The organism is Variovorax sp. GW821-FHT09D07 (genome assembly GCF_059416345.1).
This window is the reverse complement of sequence record NZ_JBWKOY010000010.1, coordinates 18,904-35,645: the sequence shown is the minus strand read 5'-3', so window position 1 is coordinate 35,645 and position 16,742 is coordinate 18,904. Positions and strand designations below refer to the sequence as shown.

At 70.5% G+C, this 16,742-nt stretch carries 15 protein-coding genes; all 15 read left to right on the top strand.

The features are described from left to right. Window positions 1-38 precede the first annotated feature (38 nt). Complete coding sequence (gspG, locus tag AC07OX_RS27035; protein ID WP_056573020.1) at window positions 39-479, top strand: type II secretion system major pseudopilin GspG; 441 nt, start codon at window positions 39-41, stop codon at window positions 477-479. Continuing rightward, entirely contained in the window at window positions 454-960 is a 507-nt protein-coding gene (locus AC07OX_RS27030; protein WP_070060010.1) for a prepilin-type N-terminal cleavage/methylation domain-containing protein, read from the top strand. Before gspG ends, AC07OX_RS27030 begins: the two co-directional genes overlap by 26 nt. Continuing rightward, window positions 957-1,337, top strand: a complete 381-nt coding sequence (gene gspI, locus AC07OX_RS27025) for a type II secretion system minor pseudopilin GspI (RefSeq protein WP_307638382.1) — start codon at window positions 957-959, stop codon at window positions 1,335-1,337. Before AC07OX_RS27030 ends, gspI begins: the two co-directional genes overlap by 4 nt. Further along, window positions 1,337-2,026, top strand: a complete 690-nt coding sequence (locus AC07OX_RS27020) for a PulJ/GspJ family protein (RefSeq protein WP_495262663.1) — start codon at window positions 1,337-1,339, stop codon at window positions 2,024-2,026. The genes gspI and AC07OX_RS27020 overlap by 1 nt, the downstream gene beginning before the upstream one ends. Further along, a complete protein-coding gene (gene gspK / locus AC07OX_RS27015) occupies window positions 2,023-3,069 on the top strand; it encodes a type II secretion system minor pseudopilin GspK (RefSeq protein ID WP_495262664.1) in 1,047 nt (348 codons plus the stop codon). The genes AC07OX_RS27020 and gspK overlap by 4 nt, the downstream gene beginning before the upstream one ends. Before the next feature lie 131 nt (window positions 3,070-3,200). Beyond that, entirely contained in the window at window positions 3,201-4,412 is a 1,212-nt protein-coding gene (gspL, locus tag AC07OX_RS27010) for a type II secretion system protein GspL (protein ID WP_489059095.1), read from the top strand. Next, a complete protein-coding gene (locus AC07OX_RS27005) occupies window positions 4,409-4,960 on the top strand; it encodes a type II secretion system protein M (RefSeq protein ID WP_095948277.1) in 552 nt (183 codons plus the stop codon). The genes gspL and AC07OX_RS27005 overlap by 4 nt, the downstream gene beginning before the upstream one ends. Window positions 4,961-4,983: 23 nt before the next feature. Continuing rightward, window positions 4,984-5,787 (top strand): type II secretion system protein N, encoded by an 804-nt coding sequence (gspN, locus tag AC07OX_RS27000; protein ID WP_159278470.1) that lies wholly within the window; start codon window positions 4,984-4,986, stop codon window positions 5,785-5,787. A gap of 7 nt (window positions 5,788-5,794) precedes the next feature. Then, the gene (gene gspD, locus AC07OX_RS26995; protein ID WP_495262665.1) at window positions 5,795-8,128 is read left to right on the top strand and encodes a type II secretion system secretin GspD; all 2,334 of its coding nucleotides are present in this window, start codon (window positions 5,795-5,797) and stop codon (window positions 8,126-8,128) included. A gap of 27 nt (window positions 8,129-8,155) precedes the next feature. Then, on the top strand, window positions 8,156-9,547 hold the full coding sequence (locus AC07OX_RS26990) for a GspE/PulE family protein (protein WP_062472610.1): 1,392 nt from the start codon (window positions 8,156-8,158) through the stop codon (window positions 9,545-9,547). A gap of 9 nt (window positions 9,548-9,556) precedes the next feature. Then, window positions 9,557-10,801 (top strand): type II secretion system inner membrane protein GspF, encoded by a 1,245-nt coding sequence (gene gspF, locus AC07OX_RS26985; RefSeq protein ID WP_095948273.1) that lies wholly within the window; start codon window positions 9,557-9,559, stop codon window positions 10,799-10,801. A 22-nt stretch (window positions 10,802-10,823) separates the two neighbouring features. Further along, window positions 10,824-11,723, top strand: a complete 900-nt coding sequence (locus AC07OX_RS26980; RefSeq protein WP_070060017.1) for a 5'-nucleotidase — start codon at window positions 10,824-10,826, stop codon at window positions 11,721-11,723. 467 nt (window positions 11,724-12,190) lie between these two features. After that, window positions 12,191-14,248, top strand: a complete 2,058-nt coding sequence (locus AC07OX_RS26975; RefSeq protein WP_495262666.1) for a LamG-like jellyroll fold domain-containing protein — start codon at window positions 12,191-12,193, stop codon at window positions 14,246-14,248. A 51-nt stretch (window positions 14,249-14,299) separates the two neighbouring features. Beyond that, window positions 14,300-14,476, top strand: coding sequence for a hypothetical protein (locus tag AC07OX_RS26970; RefSeq protein ID WP_185993741.1), 177 nt, complete (start codon window positions 14,300-14,302; stop codon window positions 14,474-14,476). A 32-nt stretch (window positions 14,477-14,508) separates the two neighbouring features. Further along, window positions 14,509-16,728 carry a phosphocholine-specific phospholipase C gene (locus tag AC07OX_RS26965; protein ID WP_495262684.1) on the top strand — a complete coding sequence of 740 codons (2,220 nt, stop codon included), beginning with the start codon at window positions 14,509-14,511 and terminating at the stop codon, window positions 16,726-16,728. The last annotated feature ends 14 nt before the right edge of the window (window positions 16,729-16,742 follow it).

Sequence of the window (16,742 nt, the reverse complement as noted above, 5' to 3'; positions counted from 1 at the left end):
TCATGCAGCGCGCTTACCGCCTCATGTCCCCGCAAGCTATGAACAAACTCCTTCGTTCCGTCTCCCGCACCGCACAACGCGGCTTCACGCTGATCGAACTCATGGTGGTGCTTGTCATCATCGGCGTGCTCGCTGCGCTGATCGTGCCGAACGTGATCGAGCGCGCCGACGACGCCCGCGTCACCGCCGCCCGCACCGACATCAACAACCTGATGCAGGCGCTCAAGCTCTACCGCCTCGACAACCAGCGCTACCCGACCGCCGAGCAGGGCCTGCAGTCGCTGCTGACCCGCCCCACCGCGGGCCCGGCCGCGCCCAACTGGAAGCCCTACGTCGAGAAGCTGCCCAACGACCCCTGGGGCCATCCGTACCAGTACATGAACCCCGGCATCAAGGGCGAAATCGACGTGCTCTCCTTCGGCGCCGACGGACAGAGCGGCGGCGAGGGCAAGAATGCCGACATCGGCAGCTGGCAGTAAGCGCATCGCCCCCGGCCGCGTGGTGCTGCCACCGCCTCGCGCAGCGCGTGGCTTCACGCTGCTGGAGCTGATCGTGGTGATCGCGATCATCGCCATCGCGACCGCCAGCGTGAGTTTCGCGATGCGCGACACCAACGCCGCCGCGCTCGACCGCGAGGCCGACCGCCTCGCCGCCCTGCTCGAATCGGCCCGTGCCCAGTCGCGCGCCAGTGGCGTCATGGTGCGCTGGCGCCTCGTCGAAGGCGGCGGCTTCGTCTTCGACGGCCTGCCCGCCGACGCCCTGCCCACCGGCTGGACCCACGCAGGCATCACGGCCCAGCCCATGCTGGGCGGCGACACGCCGGTGGCGGCGCTGCAGCTCGGGCCCGACCCCATCATTCCGGCGCAACAGGTCATGCTGCACAGCGACGGCCCGCCCGCGCGCGTGCTGCGCGTCGCCACCGACGGGCTGCGGCCCTTCACCGTGTTCGCCGTGCCATGAGACAACGGCTGCGGCGCGCCGGCTCCAGCCACGGCTTCACGCTGGTCGAGGTGCTGATCGCGCTGGGCATCGTCGCGCTCGCGCTGGCGGCCGGCTCGCAGGCCACGATGTCGCTCACGCGCAATGCGCAGCGCCAGTCCGACCTCGTGCTGGCCGGCCTGTGCGCCGAAAACGAACTCGCCAAGGCGCGCCTGTCGCGGCAGATGCCGGCCGTCGGCGACTCGGGCTCCATCTGCCTGCAGGCCGGCCTCACCTTCCTCGTGACGACCACGACGGTGCCCACGCTCAATCCGAATTTCCGGCGCGTCGACGTGCAGGTGCGCGACGAAGGCAGCGCACCGCTGCTGCGCGTGTCGACCGTGGTGGGGCGCGTCTGATGGCGCACATCCGCAAGCCTTCGCGCGCACGCGGCTTCACGCTGATCGAGCTGCTGGTCGCCATCGCAGTCATGGCGCTGCTCGCCCTCGTGAGCTGGCGCGGCCTGGACAGCATGTCGCGCGCCACCACGCAGAACCAGCTGCGCGCCGACGCGGTGCTCACGCTGCAGGCCACGCTCGCGCAGTGGAGCGCCGACCTGGACGCCATCACCCTGCTCGCGCAGACCCGCCCGATCGACTGGGATGGCCGCGTGCTGCGCATGACGCGCCGCGGCAGCGACACCAGCACGCCGACCGTGCAGGTCGTCGCCTGGACGCTGCGCCCCGGCGCCGACGGCACGCGCTGGCGGCGCTGGCAGTCGGCGCCCTTCGCCACGCGCGGCGAATGGGTGCAGGCCTGGAACCTCGCGGCCGCGTGGGCGCAGGACGGCGCCGCGCCCACCGGCGGCGCCACCGATGTGGCGCTGATGCCGGTCAACAGCTGGCAGCTCGCGTACTTCCGCAACAACGCCTGGGTGCCGGCGGAGCCGCTGCCCGTCGCGGCGGCGAACCCGTCCAACCCGGCCGGCGCACTCGTCGCCATGCCCGACGGCGTGCGGCTGGTGCTGACCCTGCCGCCCGGCGACGGGCTCTCGGGCACGCTCACACGCGACTGGGTGCGCCCGACGCTCGGGGGGCCGCGCTCATGACCGCGCCACGGCCGTACCGCGTGGCCAGCACGCGCCGCCAGCGCGGCGCCGCGCTGCTCGCCGCGATGCTGACCGTGATGCTGGTCGCCACCTTTTCCGCCGCCGCGCTCTGGCAGCAATGGCGCTCGGCCGAGGTCGAAGGCGCCGAGCGCGCGCGCGTGCAGGCGGCCTGGGTGCTGATCGGCGCGCTCGACTGGTCGCGCCTGATCCTCGGCGAAGACGGCCGCGCCGGCGGCCCCGACCACCTCGGCGAACCGTGGGCCGTGCCGCTCGAAGAGGCCCGCCTCACCAGCTTCCTGTCGGCTGAGAAGAACGTGGCCAGCGACAACCTCGAAGGCCTGCCCGACGCGTTCCTGTCGGGCCGCATCGTCGACGCGCAGTCCAAGCTCAACGTGCTGTCGCTGGTGGACGCCGGCAAGCCGGTGCCAGCCAGCGTCGCCACCTTCACGCGCCTCTTCAACCTGCTCGGCCTGCCGGCCGGCGAGCTGACCCAGATGACCGCGCGGCTCGCGAGCGCGCTGCACACCGGCAGCACCGACGCCGCCTCAGGCGGTAGCGGCGGTGGCAGCAGCAGCGGCAGCAGCGATGCCAGCGCCGACACCGGCGCCGCCCCGCTGATGCCGCAGGAGGTCGCGCAACTGGTGTGGCTCGGCCTCTCGCCCGCCACCGCCGCCGCGCTCGAGCCCTACGTGACGATCCTGCCGGAGCGCACCACGCTCAACCTCAACACGGCCAGCGCCGAAGCCATCAGCGCGAGCGTCGAATCGCTGGGCATCGCCAGCGCGCGCCAGTTGGTGGAGCGACGCACGCGCTCCTTCTTCAAGAACATCGAGGAAGCCAACGCCGGCCTGCCCAGCGGCGGCTCGCGCTTCAACGCAGCCCAGCACGGCGTGGGCACCCAGTATTTCGAGGTGTACGGCCGGCTGCGGCTGGACCGCACCTGGGTCGAGGAGCATTCGCTGCTCTTTCGCAAGGGCCTGGCCGTGACCACCGTCTGGCGCACCCGTGGCGCGGGCGCCACCATGCCCCCGGCAAAACCCTGACGCCGCTTTCCTTTTCTCTGATCAAAACACCGTCAAACGCACGTAGTCTCTGCAAGATATGCTATTCAAACAATAGCAACAACTTGTAAGACACCCTCCTACAATCACCGGCTTTTCCGACACCCCCCGACATGACCCCGCTGCTGCTCCTTGCCCCCCTCCCTCCGGCCGATGCCGCGGGCGAGTACGACTGGGCCCAGGCCGGTGAGGACGGCATCGCCCTGCGCGACCAGGGCCGCGCGCTGCTGACGCTGCTGCCGTCGGGCCCCGAAGTCACGCTCGGCATCCCGTCCTCGGCGCTGTCGTGGCACCGCGTCACGCTGCCCAAGGGCAGCATGGGCAGCACCTCGAAGCTGCGCGCCGTGCTCGACGGCCTGCTCGAAGAGCACCTGCTCGACGACCCGGAAGCCCTGCACTTCGCGCTCGCACCCGATGCCAAGGCCGGCGAGCCGGTGTGGGTCGCGGCCTGCAACCGCATCTGGCTGCGCAGCGTCGTGCAGGGGCTCGAAGCCGCCGGCCGGCGCGTGGTGCGCATCGTTCCCGAATTCACGCCGCAGCCGGCCGACGCGCCGCCGCTGCTGCAGGTCACGGGCGAGCCCGAGGCACCGCAGCTCACGGTCTGCGACGGCGACGGCGTGGTCTCGCTGCCGCTGGCCGGCGCGGGCCTGGCCCTGTCGAACGGTCTGCCGCTGGACACCGCCGTCATCACCACCGAACCCGCCGTTGCCGAGGCCGCCGAGCACCTGCTGCAGCGCCGCGTGCCGATCGTGCAGGCGCCGCAGCGCTGGCTGCACGCCACGCGCACGCCCTGGGAGCTCGCGCAGTTCGACCTCGCCGTGACGGGCCGCGCGCGCGCCGGCAAGAAGTTCGCCTCGGTGCTTCAAACGCTGCGCTTCGCGCCCGAATGGCGCGCCGCGCGCTGGGGCATCGTGGTGCTGCTGCTGACGCAACTCATCGGCCTGAACGCCTGGGCCTGGAAAGAGCGCAACGCGCTCGAGTCCAAGCGCCAGGCCACGCGCGCCATCCTGACGCAGACCTTCCCCTCGGTGAAGATCGTGGTCGACGCGCCGCTGCAGATGGGCCGCGAGGTCGCCGCGCTGCAGCAGGCCGTGGGCGACGTGGCGCCGAGCGATTTCGAACCCATGGTCGGCGCCATCGCCACCGCCCTGCCGCCCGGCCGCTCCCCGAGCGCCATCGACTTCAGCGCCGGCCAGCTGCGTCTGCGCGGCCTCGGGCTGCAGCCACAGGAGGTCACGCAGATCACCGCCGTGCTGTCGCCGCGCGGCTACCAGGTGCGCACCGAAGGCGATCTGCTGCTGGTGCAGGCCGAGGCCAACCGATGAACTTCAGCGAACAACTCAAGGCCCGCTGGGCCGTCCTCGGGATGCGCGAGCGCCGCCTCGTCATCGGCGCCGTCGCGCTGGTGGCACTGGCCTTGCTCTGGTGGATCGCGCTCGCCCCCGCGCTGCGCACGCTGGCCGCGGCACCGGCCGAACACGCACGGCTCGACGCCCAGCTCCAGCAGATGGCCACCTTGCAGAACCGCGCGAAGGCGCTGCAGTCGCAACCGCGCCTGGCGCGCGACGACGCCCTGCGCGCGCTCGAAAGCTCGGTGCGCGACGGCCTGGGCGTCACGAACGCGCAGCTCATGACGGCCGGCGGCGACGGCGCCGCCACCGTCACGCTGCGCGGCGCGCCCGCCCAGAACCTGGCGCAATGGCTCGCACAGGCGCGCGGCAACGCCCACGCCGTGCCGCGCGAAGTGCACCTGACGCGCGCGCCCGTCGCACCGCCGCCGCCGGGCGCCAAGCCTGCGCCCGCCACGCCCGACCAACCTCCGCAACCCCGCTGGGACGGCACGCTCGTGATGGCGCTGCCCGCCCCGCGCTGAAGCAGCCCCACGCACCGCACGGCATGGCGAGACGTCCCCCGGTCCCCGACCTCCAGCCGCGCCGCGGCAGCTGGCGCTGGGCCGTGCTCGGCGCCGCGACCGGCATGCTGGTGGCGGTCGTGCTGTTCGCACCGGCGCGCTGGCTCGCCTCGGCGCTCTCGGGCTGGACGCAAGGCCGCCTGCTGCTGGTCAACCCGCGCGGCACGGTCTGGAACGGCACCGCCGCCGTCGTGTTCGCCAGCGGCGCCGGCGGCACGCAGGCCGTCTCGCTGCCCGGCCTCTTGAACTGGCGCATGTGGCCGAACTGGCGCGGCCTCTCGGCACGCCTCGATCTGTCCTGCTGCGCGGCGCAGCCCCTCGGCCTGCAGGCCAGCCCGCGCGCCAACGGCCTGCAGCTCGCATGGCAGGACGCCCGCTCGCGCTGGCCCGCCACGCTGCTCACCGGCCTGGGCGCGCCCTGGAACACGCTCAAGCTCGAAGGCGCCCTCGACCTCAACACCCGCGCCTTCGCCATGCAGTGGGACGGCCCCGCCTTGCGCATCGAAGGCCAGGCCACGCTCGACGCCACCGATGTGTCATCCGCCCTGTCGACCTTGCGGCCGATGGGCAGCTACCGCCTGTCGCTCGAAGGCGGTACGCGCCCCACGCTGCTGCTGAGCACGCGCGAAGGCAGCCTCGAACTGAACGGCAGCGGCGACTGGAGCGGCACCGCGTTGCGCTTCAATGGCGAAGCCAGCGCGGCACCGGGCCGCGAAGACGCACTTTCCAATTTGTTGAACATCATCGGGCGGCGCGACGGTGCGCGCTCGATCATCACCCTGGGTTGATCCGACCATGAAGAAGCCTCTGTCCTCGTCCGGCGCCCGCCCCGGCCTCGTCGCGCTCGCGGTACGCCTGCTGATCGCGGCGTCGTTCGTGCCGGTGCTGCCGCCCGCCTACGCGCAGACCGGCGACGCCCCGCGGCGCGGCGAACCGATCACGCTGAACTTTGCCGCCGCCGACATCGAGGCCGTGGCCCGCACCATGGCCGTGGTCACCGGGCGCGACGTGGTGGTCGACCCGCGCGTCAAGGGCACCATGAACCTGGTCACCGACCGCCCGCTGGCGCCGGCCGCTGCGTTCAACCAGTTTGCCGCTGCTCTGCGCCTGCAGGGCTTCGCGGTGGTGGAAGCCGACGGCCTGTACAAGGTGGTGCCCGAGGCCGACGCCAAGCTGCAGACCAGCACCGTCAACACCTCCATCGGCGGCGCCAGCGCGGCCGCGGGCAACCAGATCGTCACGCAGATCTTTCGCCTGAACTACGAGTCGGCCAACAGCCTGCTGCCGGTGCTGCGCCCGCTGATCCCGCCGAACAACACCATCAACGTGAACCCGGGCAACAACTCGCTCGTGATCACCGACTACGCCGACAACATGCGCCGGCTGGCGCGCATCATCGCGTCGCTCGACGTGCCCAACGCGTCCGACATCGAAGTCATCCAGCTCAAGCATTCGGTGGCCACCGACATGGTGCCGCTGGTCACGCGGCTGGTTGAAGGCGGTGGAGCGGGGGCGCCGGGCGCGGCCGCACCGGGCGGTGCCGACGCCTCGTTCCGCACCACGCTGATGGCCGACCCGCGCAGCAACTCGCTGATTCTTCGCGCCGCCAACCCCGCGCGCGCGCAACTCGTGCGCACGCTGGTCGAGAAGCTCGACCGTGCGCCAGCCGAAAGCAGCAACGGCGCGGCCGGCAACATCTACGTGGTCTACCTGAAGAACGCCGACGCGGTGCGCCTGGCGGCCACGCTGCGCGCCGCGATGGCCGCGAGCCAGCAGCAGTCGCAGGTGCCGGGCGCGCCCGGCGCCGCGGGCAGCGCCGGTTCGTCGGTGCCGCCGGCCAGCATGCCGATGACGCAGGCCAGCTTCGGCGGCAACAACACCCAGGGCGGCGGTTCGGCCGCCGCCAACGCGCCGCTGAACAACGCCAACCAGCCGTCCACCGGCGGCCAGATCCAGGCCGACCCGAGCACCAACTCGCTCATCATCACCGCGCCCGAGCCGCAGTACCGCCAGATGCGCGCCGTGATCGACAAGCTCGACGGCCGCCGCGCGCAGGTGATGATCGAGGCGCTCATCGTCGAGGTCAGCGCCAAGAAGGCCGCCAACTTCGGCGTGCAGTGGCAAAGCGCGCTGGGCAACAACGCCGTCATCGGCACCAACTCCAGCCTGGCCAGCGCCAACATCCTGGCGCTGACGCAGGCCCTGGCCACGCGCGACGTCGCCAACGTGCGGCCTTCCACCGGCCTGAACCTGGGCATCGCCGGCAAGATCGGCGGCCAGTACATCCTGGGCGCCATCGCCAACTTCTTCAACAGCGACGGCGACGCCAACGTGCTGTCCACGCCCAACCTGCTGACGCTGGACAACGAAGAAGCCAAGATCGTCATCGGCCAGAACGTGCCCTTCGTGACCGGCCAGTACGCCAGCACCTCGGGCTCGGTCGGCATCAACCCGTTCACCACGGTGGAGCGCAAGGACGTGGGCCTCACGCTGCGCGTGCGCCCGACCATCAACGAGAACGGCACCGTGAAGATGACCATCTTCCAGGAGACCTCCACGGTCGACCAGAACACGGCCAAGGACCCCAACGGCCCGACCACCAACAAGCGCTCCATCGAGTCGAGCGTGCTGGTGGAAGACGGCGGCCTCGTGATGCTCGGCGGCCTGCTGTCGGACAACTACGGCAACACCGTCGAGAAGGTGCCCGTGGCCGGCGACATCCCCGTGCTCGGCAACCTGTTCAAGAACGAGGTGCGCACGCGCGACAAGAGCAACCTCATGATGTTCCTGCGCCCCGCCGTGATGCGCGACGGCGCCTCCACCGAAGCCTTCGCCTACGACCGCTACGACGAGATCCGCGGCATGCAGCAGCGCACGCAGCCCAACACCGACAACATCATGCTGCGCGGTGTCGACTCGGCGCCCGTGCTGCCCGAAGCGCCGCTGGTGCGCATCAACCGCCTCAACAGCAGCGACAGCGGCAAGAAGACCAGCGAAACCCGCATGGAAGGCACGCAGCTCATCCCGCCGCCGCGCCCCGCCACCGACAACCGCCGGCTCGCGCCCAGCCCGCTGCGCGGCGCGCTGCCGCCCACCGCCGACCCGACCAGCTCGCGCGAGCTGCCCTGAGCCCCGTTTCGCACACGCCATCCCCCCATGCGCTATCCCCTGCCCTACGCGTTCGCACGCAGCCAGCAACTGCTGCTCGAAGCCACGGACGACGGCCGCCACACGCTGTGGATGTCTTCCCACCCGGCACGCAGCGCGGTCGGTGAAGTGACCCGCAAGTACGGCGTGCAGGCCTTCGAGGTGCTCGACGACGGCCCGCTCGCGCAGCGCATCAGCGCCGCCTACGCGCAGGGCGAGTCGAGCGCCGCCGCGGTGGTCAGCGAAGTGCAGAACGACGCCGACCTCTCGCGCATGATGCAGGAGCTGCCCGCGGTCGAAGACCTGCTGGCCAGCGCCGGCGACGCGCCCATCATCCGCATGCTGAACGCGCTGCTCACGCAGGCCGCGCGCGACGGCGCCAGCGACATCCACATCGAGCCCTACGAGCGCACGTCGTCGGTGCGCTTTCGCATCGACGGCACGCTGCGCGAGGTGGTGCAACCCAACCGCGCACTGCACGCCGCGCTGATCTCGCGCCTGAAGATCATGGCCGACCTCGACATCTCCGAGAAGCGGCTGCCGCAGGACGGGCGCATCAGCCTGCGCATCGGCACGCGCGCGGTCGACGTGCGGGTGTCGACGCTGCCCAGCGCGCACGGCGAACGCGCCGTGCTGCGCCTTCTGGACAAGAGCGAATCGAAGCTCACGCTCGAATCGGTCGGCATGCAGGGCGATTCGCTGGCGCGCTTCGAAAAGCTCATTGCGCAGCCGCACGGCATCATCCTCGTGACCGGCCCCACCGGCTCGGGCAAGACCACCACGCTGTATGCCGCACTGGCCCGGCTCGATGCGAGCCGCAGCAACATCATGACGGTGGAAGACCCCATCGAGTACGAGCTGCCGGGCGTGGGCCAGACGCAGATCAACGCGAAGATCGAACTCACCTTCGCCAAGGCCCTGCGCGCCATCCTGCGGCAGGACCCCGACGTGATCATGATCGGCGAAATCCGCGACTTCGAAACCGCGCAGATCGCCATCCAGGCCTCGCTCACCGGCCACCTCGTGCTGGCCACGCTGCACACCAACGATTCGGTGAGCGCCGTCACGCGCCTGACCGACATGGGCGTGGAGCCCTTCCTCTTGAGCTCGTCGCTGCTCGGCGTGCTGGCGCAGCGCCTCGTGCGCAAGGTCTGCACCGCCTGCGGCGGCGCGGGCTGCGAGGCCTGCGGCCAGACCGGCTACCAGGGCCGCACCGGCATCTTCGAGCTGCTCGTGGCCGACGACGAAGTGCAGGCGCTCATCCACGGCAAGGCCGCCGAGAGCGCGCTGTTCGAAGCCGGCGCGCGCGGCGGCCTGCGCTCCATGCGCGAAGACGGCGAACGGCTGGTGCAGGCCGGCATCACCTCGCGCGCCGAACTCTTGCGCGTCACCCGCGAATAGCGACCCGCGATGCCCGCCTATTCCTTCGAAGCCATCGATGCCAGCGGCCAGTCGCGCGAGGGCGTGCTCGAGGCCGACACCGCGCGCGCCGCACGCGGCCTGCTGCGGGCGCAGGCGCTCATTCCGCTGTCGGTCAAACCGGTCGGCGGTGGCGATGCGGCCGGCGCTGGTGGCAGCGCGGGCAGCACGCTCACGCGCTGGCTCGGAGGCGGCAAGCGTGTCTTCAACTCGACGAACCTTGCCGTGTGGACACGCCAGCTCGCCGGCCTCATCTCGGCCGGCCTGCCGCTGGAACGCGCGCTCACGGCCCTCACCGACGAGGCCGAATCGGAACCGCAGCGCAACCTCGTGGCCTCGCTGCGCGCCGAGGTCAACGCGGGCTCGCCCTTCGCGCGCGCGCTGTCGGCGCACCCGCGCGAGTTCTCGCCCATCTACACCGCCGTGATCGGCGCCGGCGAGCAAAGCGGCAACCTCGGGCTCGTGCTCGAACGCCTCGCCGACGACCTCGAAGAACGCCAGGTGCTGCAGCAGAAGCTGATCGGCGCCGCGCTGTACCCGGCCATCGTCACGCTGGTGGCGATCGTGATCGTGATCTTCCTCGTGAGCTACGTGGTGCCGCAGGTGGCGCAGGTGTTCGCGGGCACCAAGCGCTCGCTGCCCTTTCTCACGACCGTGATGCTGTCGCTGAGCGCGGCCGTTCGCAACTACGGCTGGTGGATGCTGGGTGCCATCGTGATCGCAGCCATCGGCGTGCGTGTCGCGCTGGCACAGGAAGCCTTCCGCCTCAAGTTCGACGCCGCCTGGCTCAAGCTGCCGCTGGTCGGCAAGCTCGCGCGCGGCTACAACGCGGCGCGTTTCGCCAGCACGCTCGCCATGCTGGCCACGGCCGGCGTGCCGATCCTGCGCGCGCTGCAGGCCGCCTCCGAAACGCTGGGCAACCGCGCCATGCGCGCCGACGCGCTCGACGCGCTGGTGCTGGTGCGCGAAGGCGCGCCGCTGGCGTCCGCACTGGCGCAGAAGAAACGCTTTCCGGGGCTGGTGTCGATGTTCGCGCGCCTGGGCGAACAGACCGGCACGCTGCCCGTGATGCTGCAACGCGCCGCCAACCAGCTGGGCGCCGAAGTGCAGCGCCGCGCGATGCACCTGGCCACCATCCTGGAGCCGCTGCTCATCGTCGCCATGGGCGGCGTGGTCATGCTCATCGTGCTGGCCGTCATGCTGCCTATCATCCAGCTCAATCAGTTCGTCAAGTGACGACGGACGGGGAGCCCCTCACATGCCCGTAACGCTCGAAGACAAACTCGTGGTCGCGATCTCCTCGCGGGCCCTCTTCAACCTCGAAGAAGAAAACAAGATCTTCGAGGCCGGCGACAACGAGGGCTACATGAAGCTGCAGCTCGATCGCATCGATGAACCGGCCGCCCCCGGCATCGCGTCGTCGCTGATCCGCAAGCTGCTGCGCTTCAACGAAGACGGCGTGCAGCGCGTCGAGGTGGTCATCCTGTCGCGCAACGACCCGGTGTCGGGCATGCGCATCTTCAAGTCGAGCGCCGCGGCCGACATCAAGCTGCAGCGCGGCGTGTTCACCCAAGGCCGCCCGCCCTTCGGCTACCTGCGCCCGCTGCGCGCGCACCTGTTCCTGTCGGTCAACGCGCAAGACGTGCGCGAGGCACTCGCCGCGGGCTTTCCCGCCGCGCGCGTGCTGGTCGAATCGGTGAAGGCCAGCGATGCGTGGCCGAACGAAGTGCGCATCGCCTTCGACGGCGACGCGGTGCTCTTCAGCGACGAGGCCGAGCGCGTGTTCCAGGCCGAGGGCCTCGACGCCTTCCAGGCGCACGAACTCAGCAAGGCCGACCTGCCCCTGCCCGAAGGCCCGTTCAAGCCGCTGCTGATGGCCTTGCACCGGCTGCAGATGGCGGGCAATGCGCAGATGCGCATCCGCACCGCACTGGTCACGGCGCGCAGTGCACCGGCGCACGAGCGCGCGATCCGCACGCTCATGAAGTGGAACATCCGCGTCGACGAAGCGATGTTCCTCGGCGGCCTGCCCAAGGGCGAATTCCTGCGCGAATTCGAGCCCGACTTCTTCTTCGACGACCAGACCGGTCACGTCGACGCAGCCTCGCGGCATGTGCCTGCGGGGCATGTGTCGAGCGGCATCAGCAACGAGCCCTGACGCCGTTCAGGGCGCGATCCCGCCGACGGGGCACCTTGCTCCGCGAATGTCCCCCGGGCTTCGCCCTCCTCCTTAATTTCGCTGCGCAAGGCACCCCATCGACGTGATCGATGGGCAGTGCAGTCGTTGATCGGCCGCACACCAGCAACGTGCCTCGTGCGCAGGGCACTGGGTGCTCCCCGCAGCGAAATCAAGGAGGAGGGGCGCAGCCCCGGGGGACATTCGCGGAGGGAAGTACCCGGGGCCTGGGCACGCGCCCCAGCCCCCTCTTTCGCGGTCTCCACAAAGCCGCAGACCAGCGCGTTGTCACACGCGTTTCGTCCCACTGTCATCGCTCGTTCACTGCCGAGTAACGGGTTCTCCCTAGTCTTGTCGCCTGTCCGGTGCGCAGTGCCTTCGTGGCACTTTTTTTTCGCGCCGGCCTTTCACCTCCCTCGACAGACAACAAGAACCGAACGGCTTTTCCGATGCGTCCGACTCCTTCTACGCACGCCGCGCCTCTCACGCGCTGGCTGTTGCCCCTTGCGATTTCCGCCGCGCTCGCGGCCTGCGGTGGTGGAGGCGGCGGTGGCGTTGCCTTTCCGCCGATCAGCGGCACCCCGACGCCGCCCCCGAGCAGCACGCCCAACGAAGGCAAGAGCGGCCCGAAGGCGCTGATCGTCGAGATCGACGGCCTCACGCATGCCGTCCTGCGCGACGCCATCGCACAGAAGAAGGTGCCGGCCGCGCTGCAATCGCTGCAACTCGCTCCCGCATGGACCGGCGGCACCGACGGCGCGCTCAGCGAGCAGCCCACCACCGACGGCCCCGGCTGGGCCACGCTGCTGACCGGCACCTGGGTGCCGCGCCACGCGGTGCGCGCCGACACCGCGGACCAACGCATCGACGCCAAGCTCGCGCCCTCGGTCTTCACCTTCGCGAAGCAGAAGAAGGACGCGGGCTACCTCACCGCATCGGTCACCGCCAACGCGCTGTATCCGAACCTGCTGCTCGCGGAAACCGGCACGCTCGACACCGCCGTCGACTGCGCCGGTGCCGACGCCTGCGTGACTGCCAACACCACGCGCCTCATCGGCGCAGGCTACGACCTGCTCGTGGCGCAGTACAGCGCGCCTGCCGCCGCAGCCGCCAACGGCCTGCGCAGCGACAGCTACCAGCGCGCCGTCTCCGACACCGCCACGGCCGTCGGCCAGCTGCTCGCGCGCATCGCGCAACGCACGGCCAACGATGCGAAGGAAGACTGGCTCGTGATCCTCACGACCGGCCACGGCCTCGATGCCTTCGGCGGCGTCACCAGCCTGAAGGACGTCGATAACAAGACCGTCTTCATCGCCAGCAACAAGACCCTGCCCGCGCTGCCCGCCGTGGGCGCCGCCTCGCCGGCAGACGACAGCGCGCTGCGCCAGTCGGCCGCCGCGACCGACATCGCACCCACGGTGCTGCGCCACCTCGGCGCGCTGCCCGCGACTGCGGCCTACAACCTCAACGGCCAGGCCCTGCAGGCCACCACCGCCGTGCAGCAGCTCGCGGCCCGCACCAGCGCCGACCGCAGCAGCATCGAACTCTCGTGGACGCTCGCGGGCGACCTCGGCGGCCCGGTGCAGGTGCTGCGCGACGGCAAGCCCATCGCCACGCTGCCGGCCGGCGCCACGCGCTACACCGACCCCGTCAAGGCCGCGGCCGACGGCCTCTACGCCTTCCAGTACACGGTGGCCGCTGGTGGCGCCAACGTCTCGGTCTCCGCGCAGATCGCCTACGTGAAGGTGGGCCTGGTCAACCTCTTCCCGCTCGACGCACTGCCCGCACTGGACCTCAACGCCACCGCCACGCTCGTGCCCATGGCCGCGGATGCCGACGGCGGTTCGCTCGTGGCCGACGACAACTTCCTGCCGCCCTACCGCGTGCAGGCGCTGCGCGTGGACAGCCGCGTGAAGAACGCGGGCGGCATGGCCGGCTACAAGCTGCTGCAGACGCGCGACGTGACCACGTCGCCCGCCGTGGCCGCCTTCACCTTCGGCTTCTGGCTGCGCACCGACGCCACCTGCAGCCAGGGCGTGAGCAACGGCGCCTCGGTCATCGCCAACAAGAACTACGACACCGGCGACAACGCAGGCCTCGCGCTCGGCCTGTTCAGCAACTGCGAGCTGCGCTTCAACACCGGCACCGGCAGCGGCCGCGGCGAGATCAAGGGCAAGCACTTCCTGAGCGCGGGCCGCTGGGCCTACGTGGCGATGGTCGTCGACAAGGCCGGCAAGAACATGAGCGGCTACGTGTTCGACCCCGTGAAGGGCACGCAGACCGGCAGCGTCGCGCTCTCGAATGCGCTGGTCGCCGCGCTCGGCGGCCTGGGCAAGGGCATCGCGCTGAACGAAGACGCCACCGGCCTGTACTACCAGCGCTGGTCGGCCTCTCCGCGCGGCGCGATGGACTTCAACGACTTCGCGATCTGGAACCGCGCGCTCACCGCCGAAGAGCTCACGGCCATCTACACCTCGGGCCAGCCGCTGTCGGCACTGGCGCCCTGATTACTCCGATCACCCCCGATCTCCACGACATCACAAAGAGAGGATCACCCCATGCTGCTCCAAGCTTCCCTCCCCGCGCGCCTGCTGGCCGCCTTCCTCCTGGCCTGCACGCTGTCCGCCTGCGGCGGCAGCGACAACGGCGGCGGCGGCATTCCGCCCGTCATCACGCCGCAACCGCAGCCCCAACCCGAGCCCGGCGTGAAGCCCGAAATGCGCTGCGCACCGTGACCCGCGACGTCATGACATCCCACGACAAGACCATGAATTCACGCCGCAAATTCCTCACGGGCACCGCCACCACCGGCGCGGCCGCCCTCGCCCTCTCGGCCTTCCCGCCGAGCATCCGCCGCGCACTGGCCATTCCCGCCAACAACAAGACCGGCACCATCAAGGACGTCGAGCACATCGTCATCCTGATGCAGGAGAACCGTTCGTTCGACCACTACTTCGGCACGCTCATGGGCGTGCGCGGTTTCGGCGACCGCTTCACCATTCCGCTGCCGGGCGGTCGCAACGTCTGGCAGCAGGCCGACGAGACGGGCGCGCCCGTGCTGCCCTATCACCTGGACCAGACCAAGGGCAACGCACAGCGCGTCGCCGGCACGCCGCACGACTGGAACGACGGCCAGAACGCCTGGGACGGCGGCCGCGCGTACCAGTGGGTCAGGTACAAGAAGACCGGCACCGCGCCGTACACCCAGGCCATGGGCTACCTCGAGCAGGCCGAACTGCCGTACCAGTTCGCGCTGGCCAACGCCTTCACGCTGTGCGACGGCTACCACTGCAGCATGCACACCGGCACCAACTCGAACCGCATGTTCCACTGGACCGGCACCAACGGCCCCACGGGTGCGAACGTGGCCTCGGTCACCAACGAGTGGGACGACAGCTACACGCCACCCTCGACCACCGGCTACGAGTGGAAGACCTTCCCCGAGCGCCTGCAGGCCGCCGGCGTCAGCTGGATCGTGTATGAAAACATGCGCGACAACTTCGGCGACAACCCGCTGGTCGGCTTCAAGCAGTACCGCCAGGCCAGCGAGGCCTCGGGCAAGCCGATCAAGAACACCGGCCCGGTGCCGGCCTACGACCCGGCCAGCGACGATGCCGGCAACCCGCTGTACAAGGGCATCGCCAACACGATGCCCGGCGCCAACGTGGACGAGTACCTGAACGCCTTCCGCAACGACGTGAAGAACGGCAAGCTGCCGCAGGTGTCGTGGATCATCGCGCCCGCCACCTACTCGGAGCACCCCGGACCGTCGAGCCCGGTGGAAGGCGGCTGGTACATCCAGGAAACGCTCGATGCCCTCACCGCCGTGCCCGAGGTGTGGAGCAAGACCGTGCTGCTCATCAACTTCGACGAGAACGACGGCTACTTCGACCATTACCCCTCGCCCGCCGCGCCCTCGCTCAACCCCGACGGCTCGCCCGCCGGCAAGACGACGCTGCCCGAGGCCGACATCGCCTTCGAGCGCTTCACGCACCCCAAGCCGCCGGGCACCACCCGGCAGCCCGCGCCCGACGGCCGCGTCTACGGCCCCGGCGTGCGCGTGCCGATGTACGTGATCTCGCCCTGGAGCCGCGGCGGCTGGGTCAACTCGCAGGCCTTCGACCACACCTCGGTGATCCGCTTCATCGAGGCCCGCTTCGGCGTGAAGGAGCCGAACATCTCGCCGTTCCGTCGCGCGGTGTGCGGTGACCTGACGAGCGCCTTCAACTTCGCCACGCCCAACAACGAAGTGCTGCCGACGCTGGCCGGCCGCACGAGTCGCACGCAGGCGAACGACAAGCGCGCGGCGCAGGAAGCCCAGGCGCAGGTCCCGATGCCCGCCACGCCGCAGCTGCCGCGCCAGGCCGCCGGCACGCGCCCCTCGCGCGCCCTGCCCTACGAGCTGCACGTGAGCGCGCGCAACGACGCCACCAGCGGCAAGGTGCGGCTGCTGTTCGCCAACACCGGCAAGGCCGCCGCCGTGTTCCATGTGTACGACAAGCTCAACCTGGAACGCCTGCCACGCCGCTACATGGTCGAGGCCGGCAAGACGCTGGACGACACCTGGAACGCGATGCTCGACAACACAGGTTTCTACGACCTGTGGGTGCTCGGCCCCAACGGCTTCCACCGCCATTTCCGCGGCGACCTGAACAGCCTGCGCGCCGGCGATGCGCCCAACCCCGAAGTGCGCGTGTGCTACGACATCGCCAACGGCAATGTCTACCTGCAGATGCTCAACGGCGGTCGCAACGCCTGCAAGTTCACCGTGCGCCCCAAGGCCTACCGCACCGACGGCCCGTGGACCGCGACTGTGGCGGGCGGCACCTCGGCCGAGCAGCACTGGGACCTGGCCGCCAGCGGCGCCTGGTACGACTTCGAAGTGACCTGCGACGCCGACACCAGCTACTACCGGCGCTTCGCGGGCCGCGTGGAAACCGGCCGGCATTCGGTGAGCGACCCGGCCATGGGCACGGCCGCCGCCTGAGGCCAGGGTGACAC

Coding starts and splice junctions, on each gene's coding strand:
- AC07OX_RS27005 (WP_095948277.1), top strand. CDS start 4,409: ATGAACTTCAGCGAACAACTCAAGGCCCGCTGGGCCGTCCTCGGGATG.
- gspG (WP_056573020.1), top strand. CDS start 39: ATGAACAAACTCCTTCGTTCCGTCTCCCGCACCGCACAACGCGGCTTC.
- gspL (WP_489059095.1), top strand. CDS start 3,201: ATGACCCCGCTGCTGCTCCTTGCCCCCCTCCCTCCGGCCGATGCCGCG.
- AC07OX_RS26975 (WP_495262666.1), top strand. CDS start 12,191: ATGCGTCCGACTCCTTCTACGCACGCCGCGCCTCTCACGCGCTGGCTG.
- AC07OX_RS26965 (WP_495262684.1), top strand. CDS start 14,509: ATGAATTCACGCCGCAAATTCCTCACGGGCACCGCCACCACCGGCGCG.
- gspD (WP_495262665.1), top strand. CDS start 5,795: ATGAAGAAGCCTCTGTCCTCGTCCGGCGCCCGCCCCGGCCTCGTCGCG.
- AC07OX_RS26980 (WP_070060017.1), top strand. CDS start 10,824: ATGCCCGTAACGCTCGAAGACAAACTCGTGGTCGCGATCTCCTCGCGG.
- gspN (WP_159278470.1), top strand. CDS start 4,984: ATGGCGAGACGTCCCCCGGTCCCCGACCTCCAGCCGCGCCGCGGCAGC.
- AC07OX_RS26990 (WP_062472610.1), top strand. CDS start 8,156: ATGCGCTATCCCCTGCCCTACGCGTTCGCACGCAGCCAGCAACTGCTG.
- gspK (WP_495262664.1), top strand. CDS start 2,023: ATGACCGCGCCACGGCCGTACCGCGTGGCCAGCACGCGCCGCCAGCGC.
- AC07OX_RS26970 (WP_185993741.1), top strand. CDS start 14,300: ATGCTGCTCCAAGCTTCCCTCCCCGCGCGCCTGCTGGCCGCCTTCCTC.
- AC07OX_RS27030 (WP_070060010.1), top strand. CDS start 454: ATGCCGACATCGGCAGCTGGCAGTAAGCGCATCGCCCCCGGCCGCGTG.
- gspF (WP_095948273.1), top strand. CDS start 9,557: ATGCCCGCCTATTCCTTCGAAGCCATCGATGCCAGCGGCCAGTCGCGC.
- AC07OX_RS27020 (WP_495262663.1), top strand. CDS start 1,337: ATGGCGCACATCCGCAAGCCTTCGCGCGCACGCGGCTTCACGCTGATC.
- gspI (WP_307638382.1), top strand. CDS start 957: ATGAGACAACGGCTGCGGCGCGCCGGCTCCAGCCACGGCTTCACGCTG.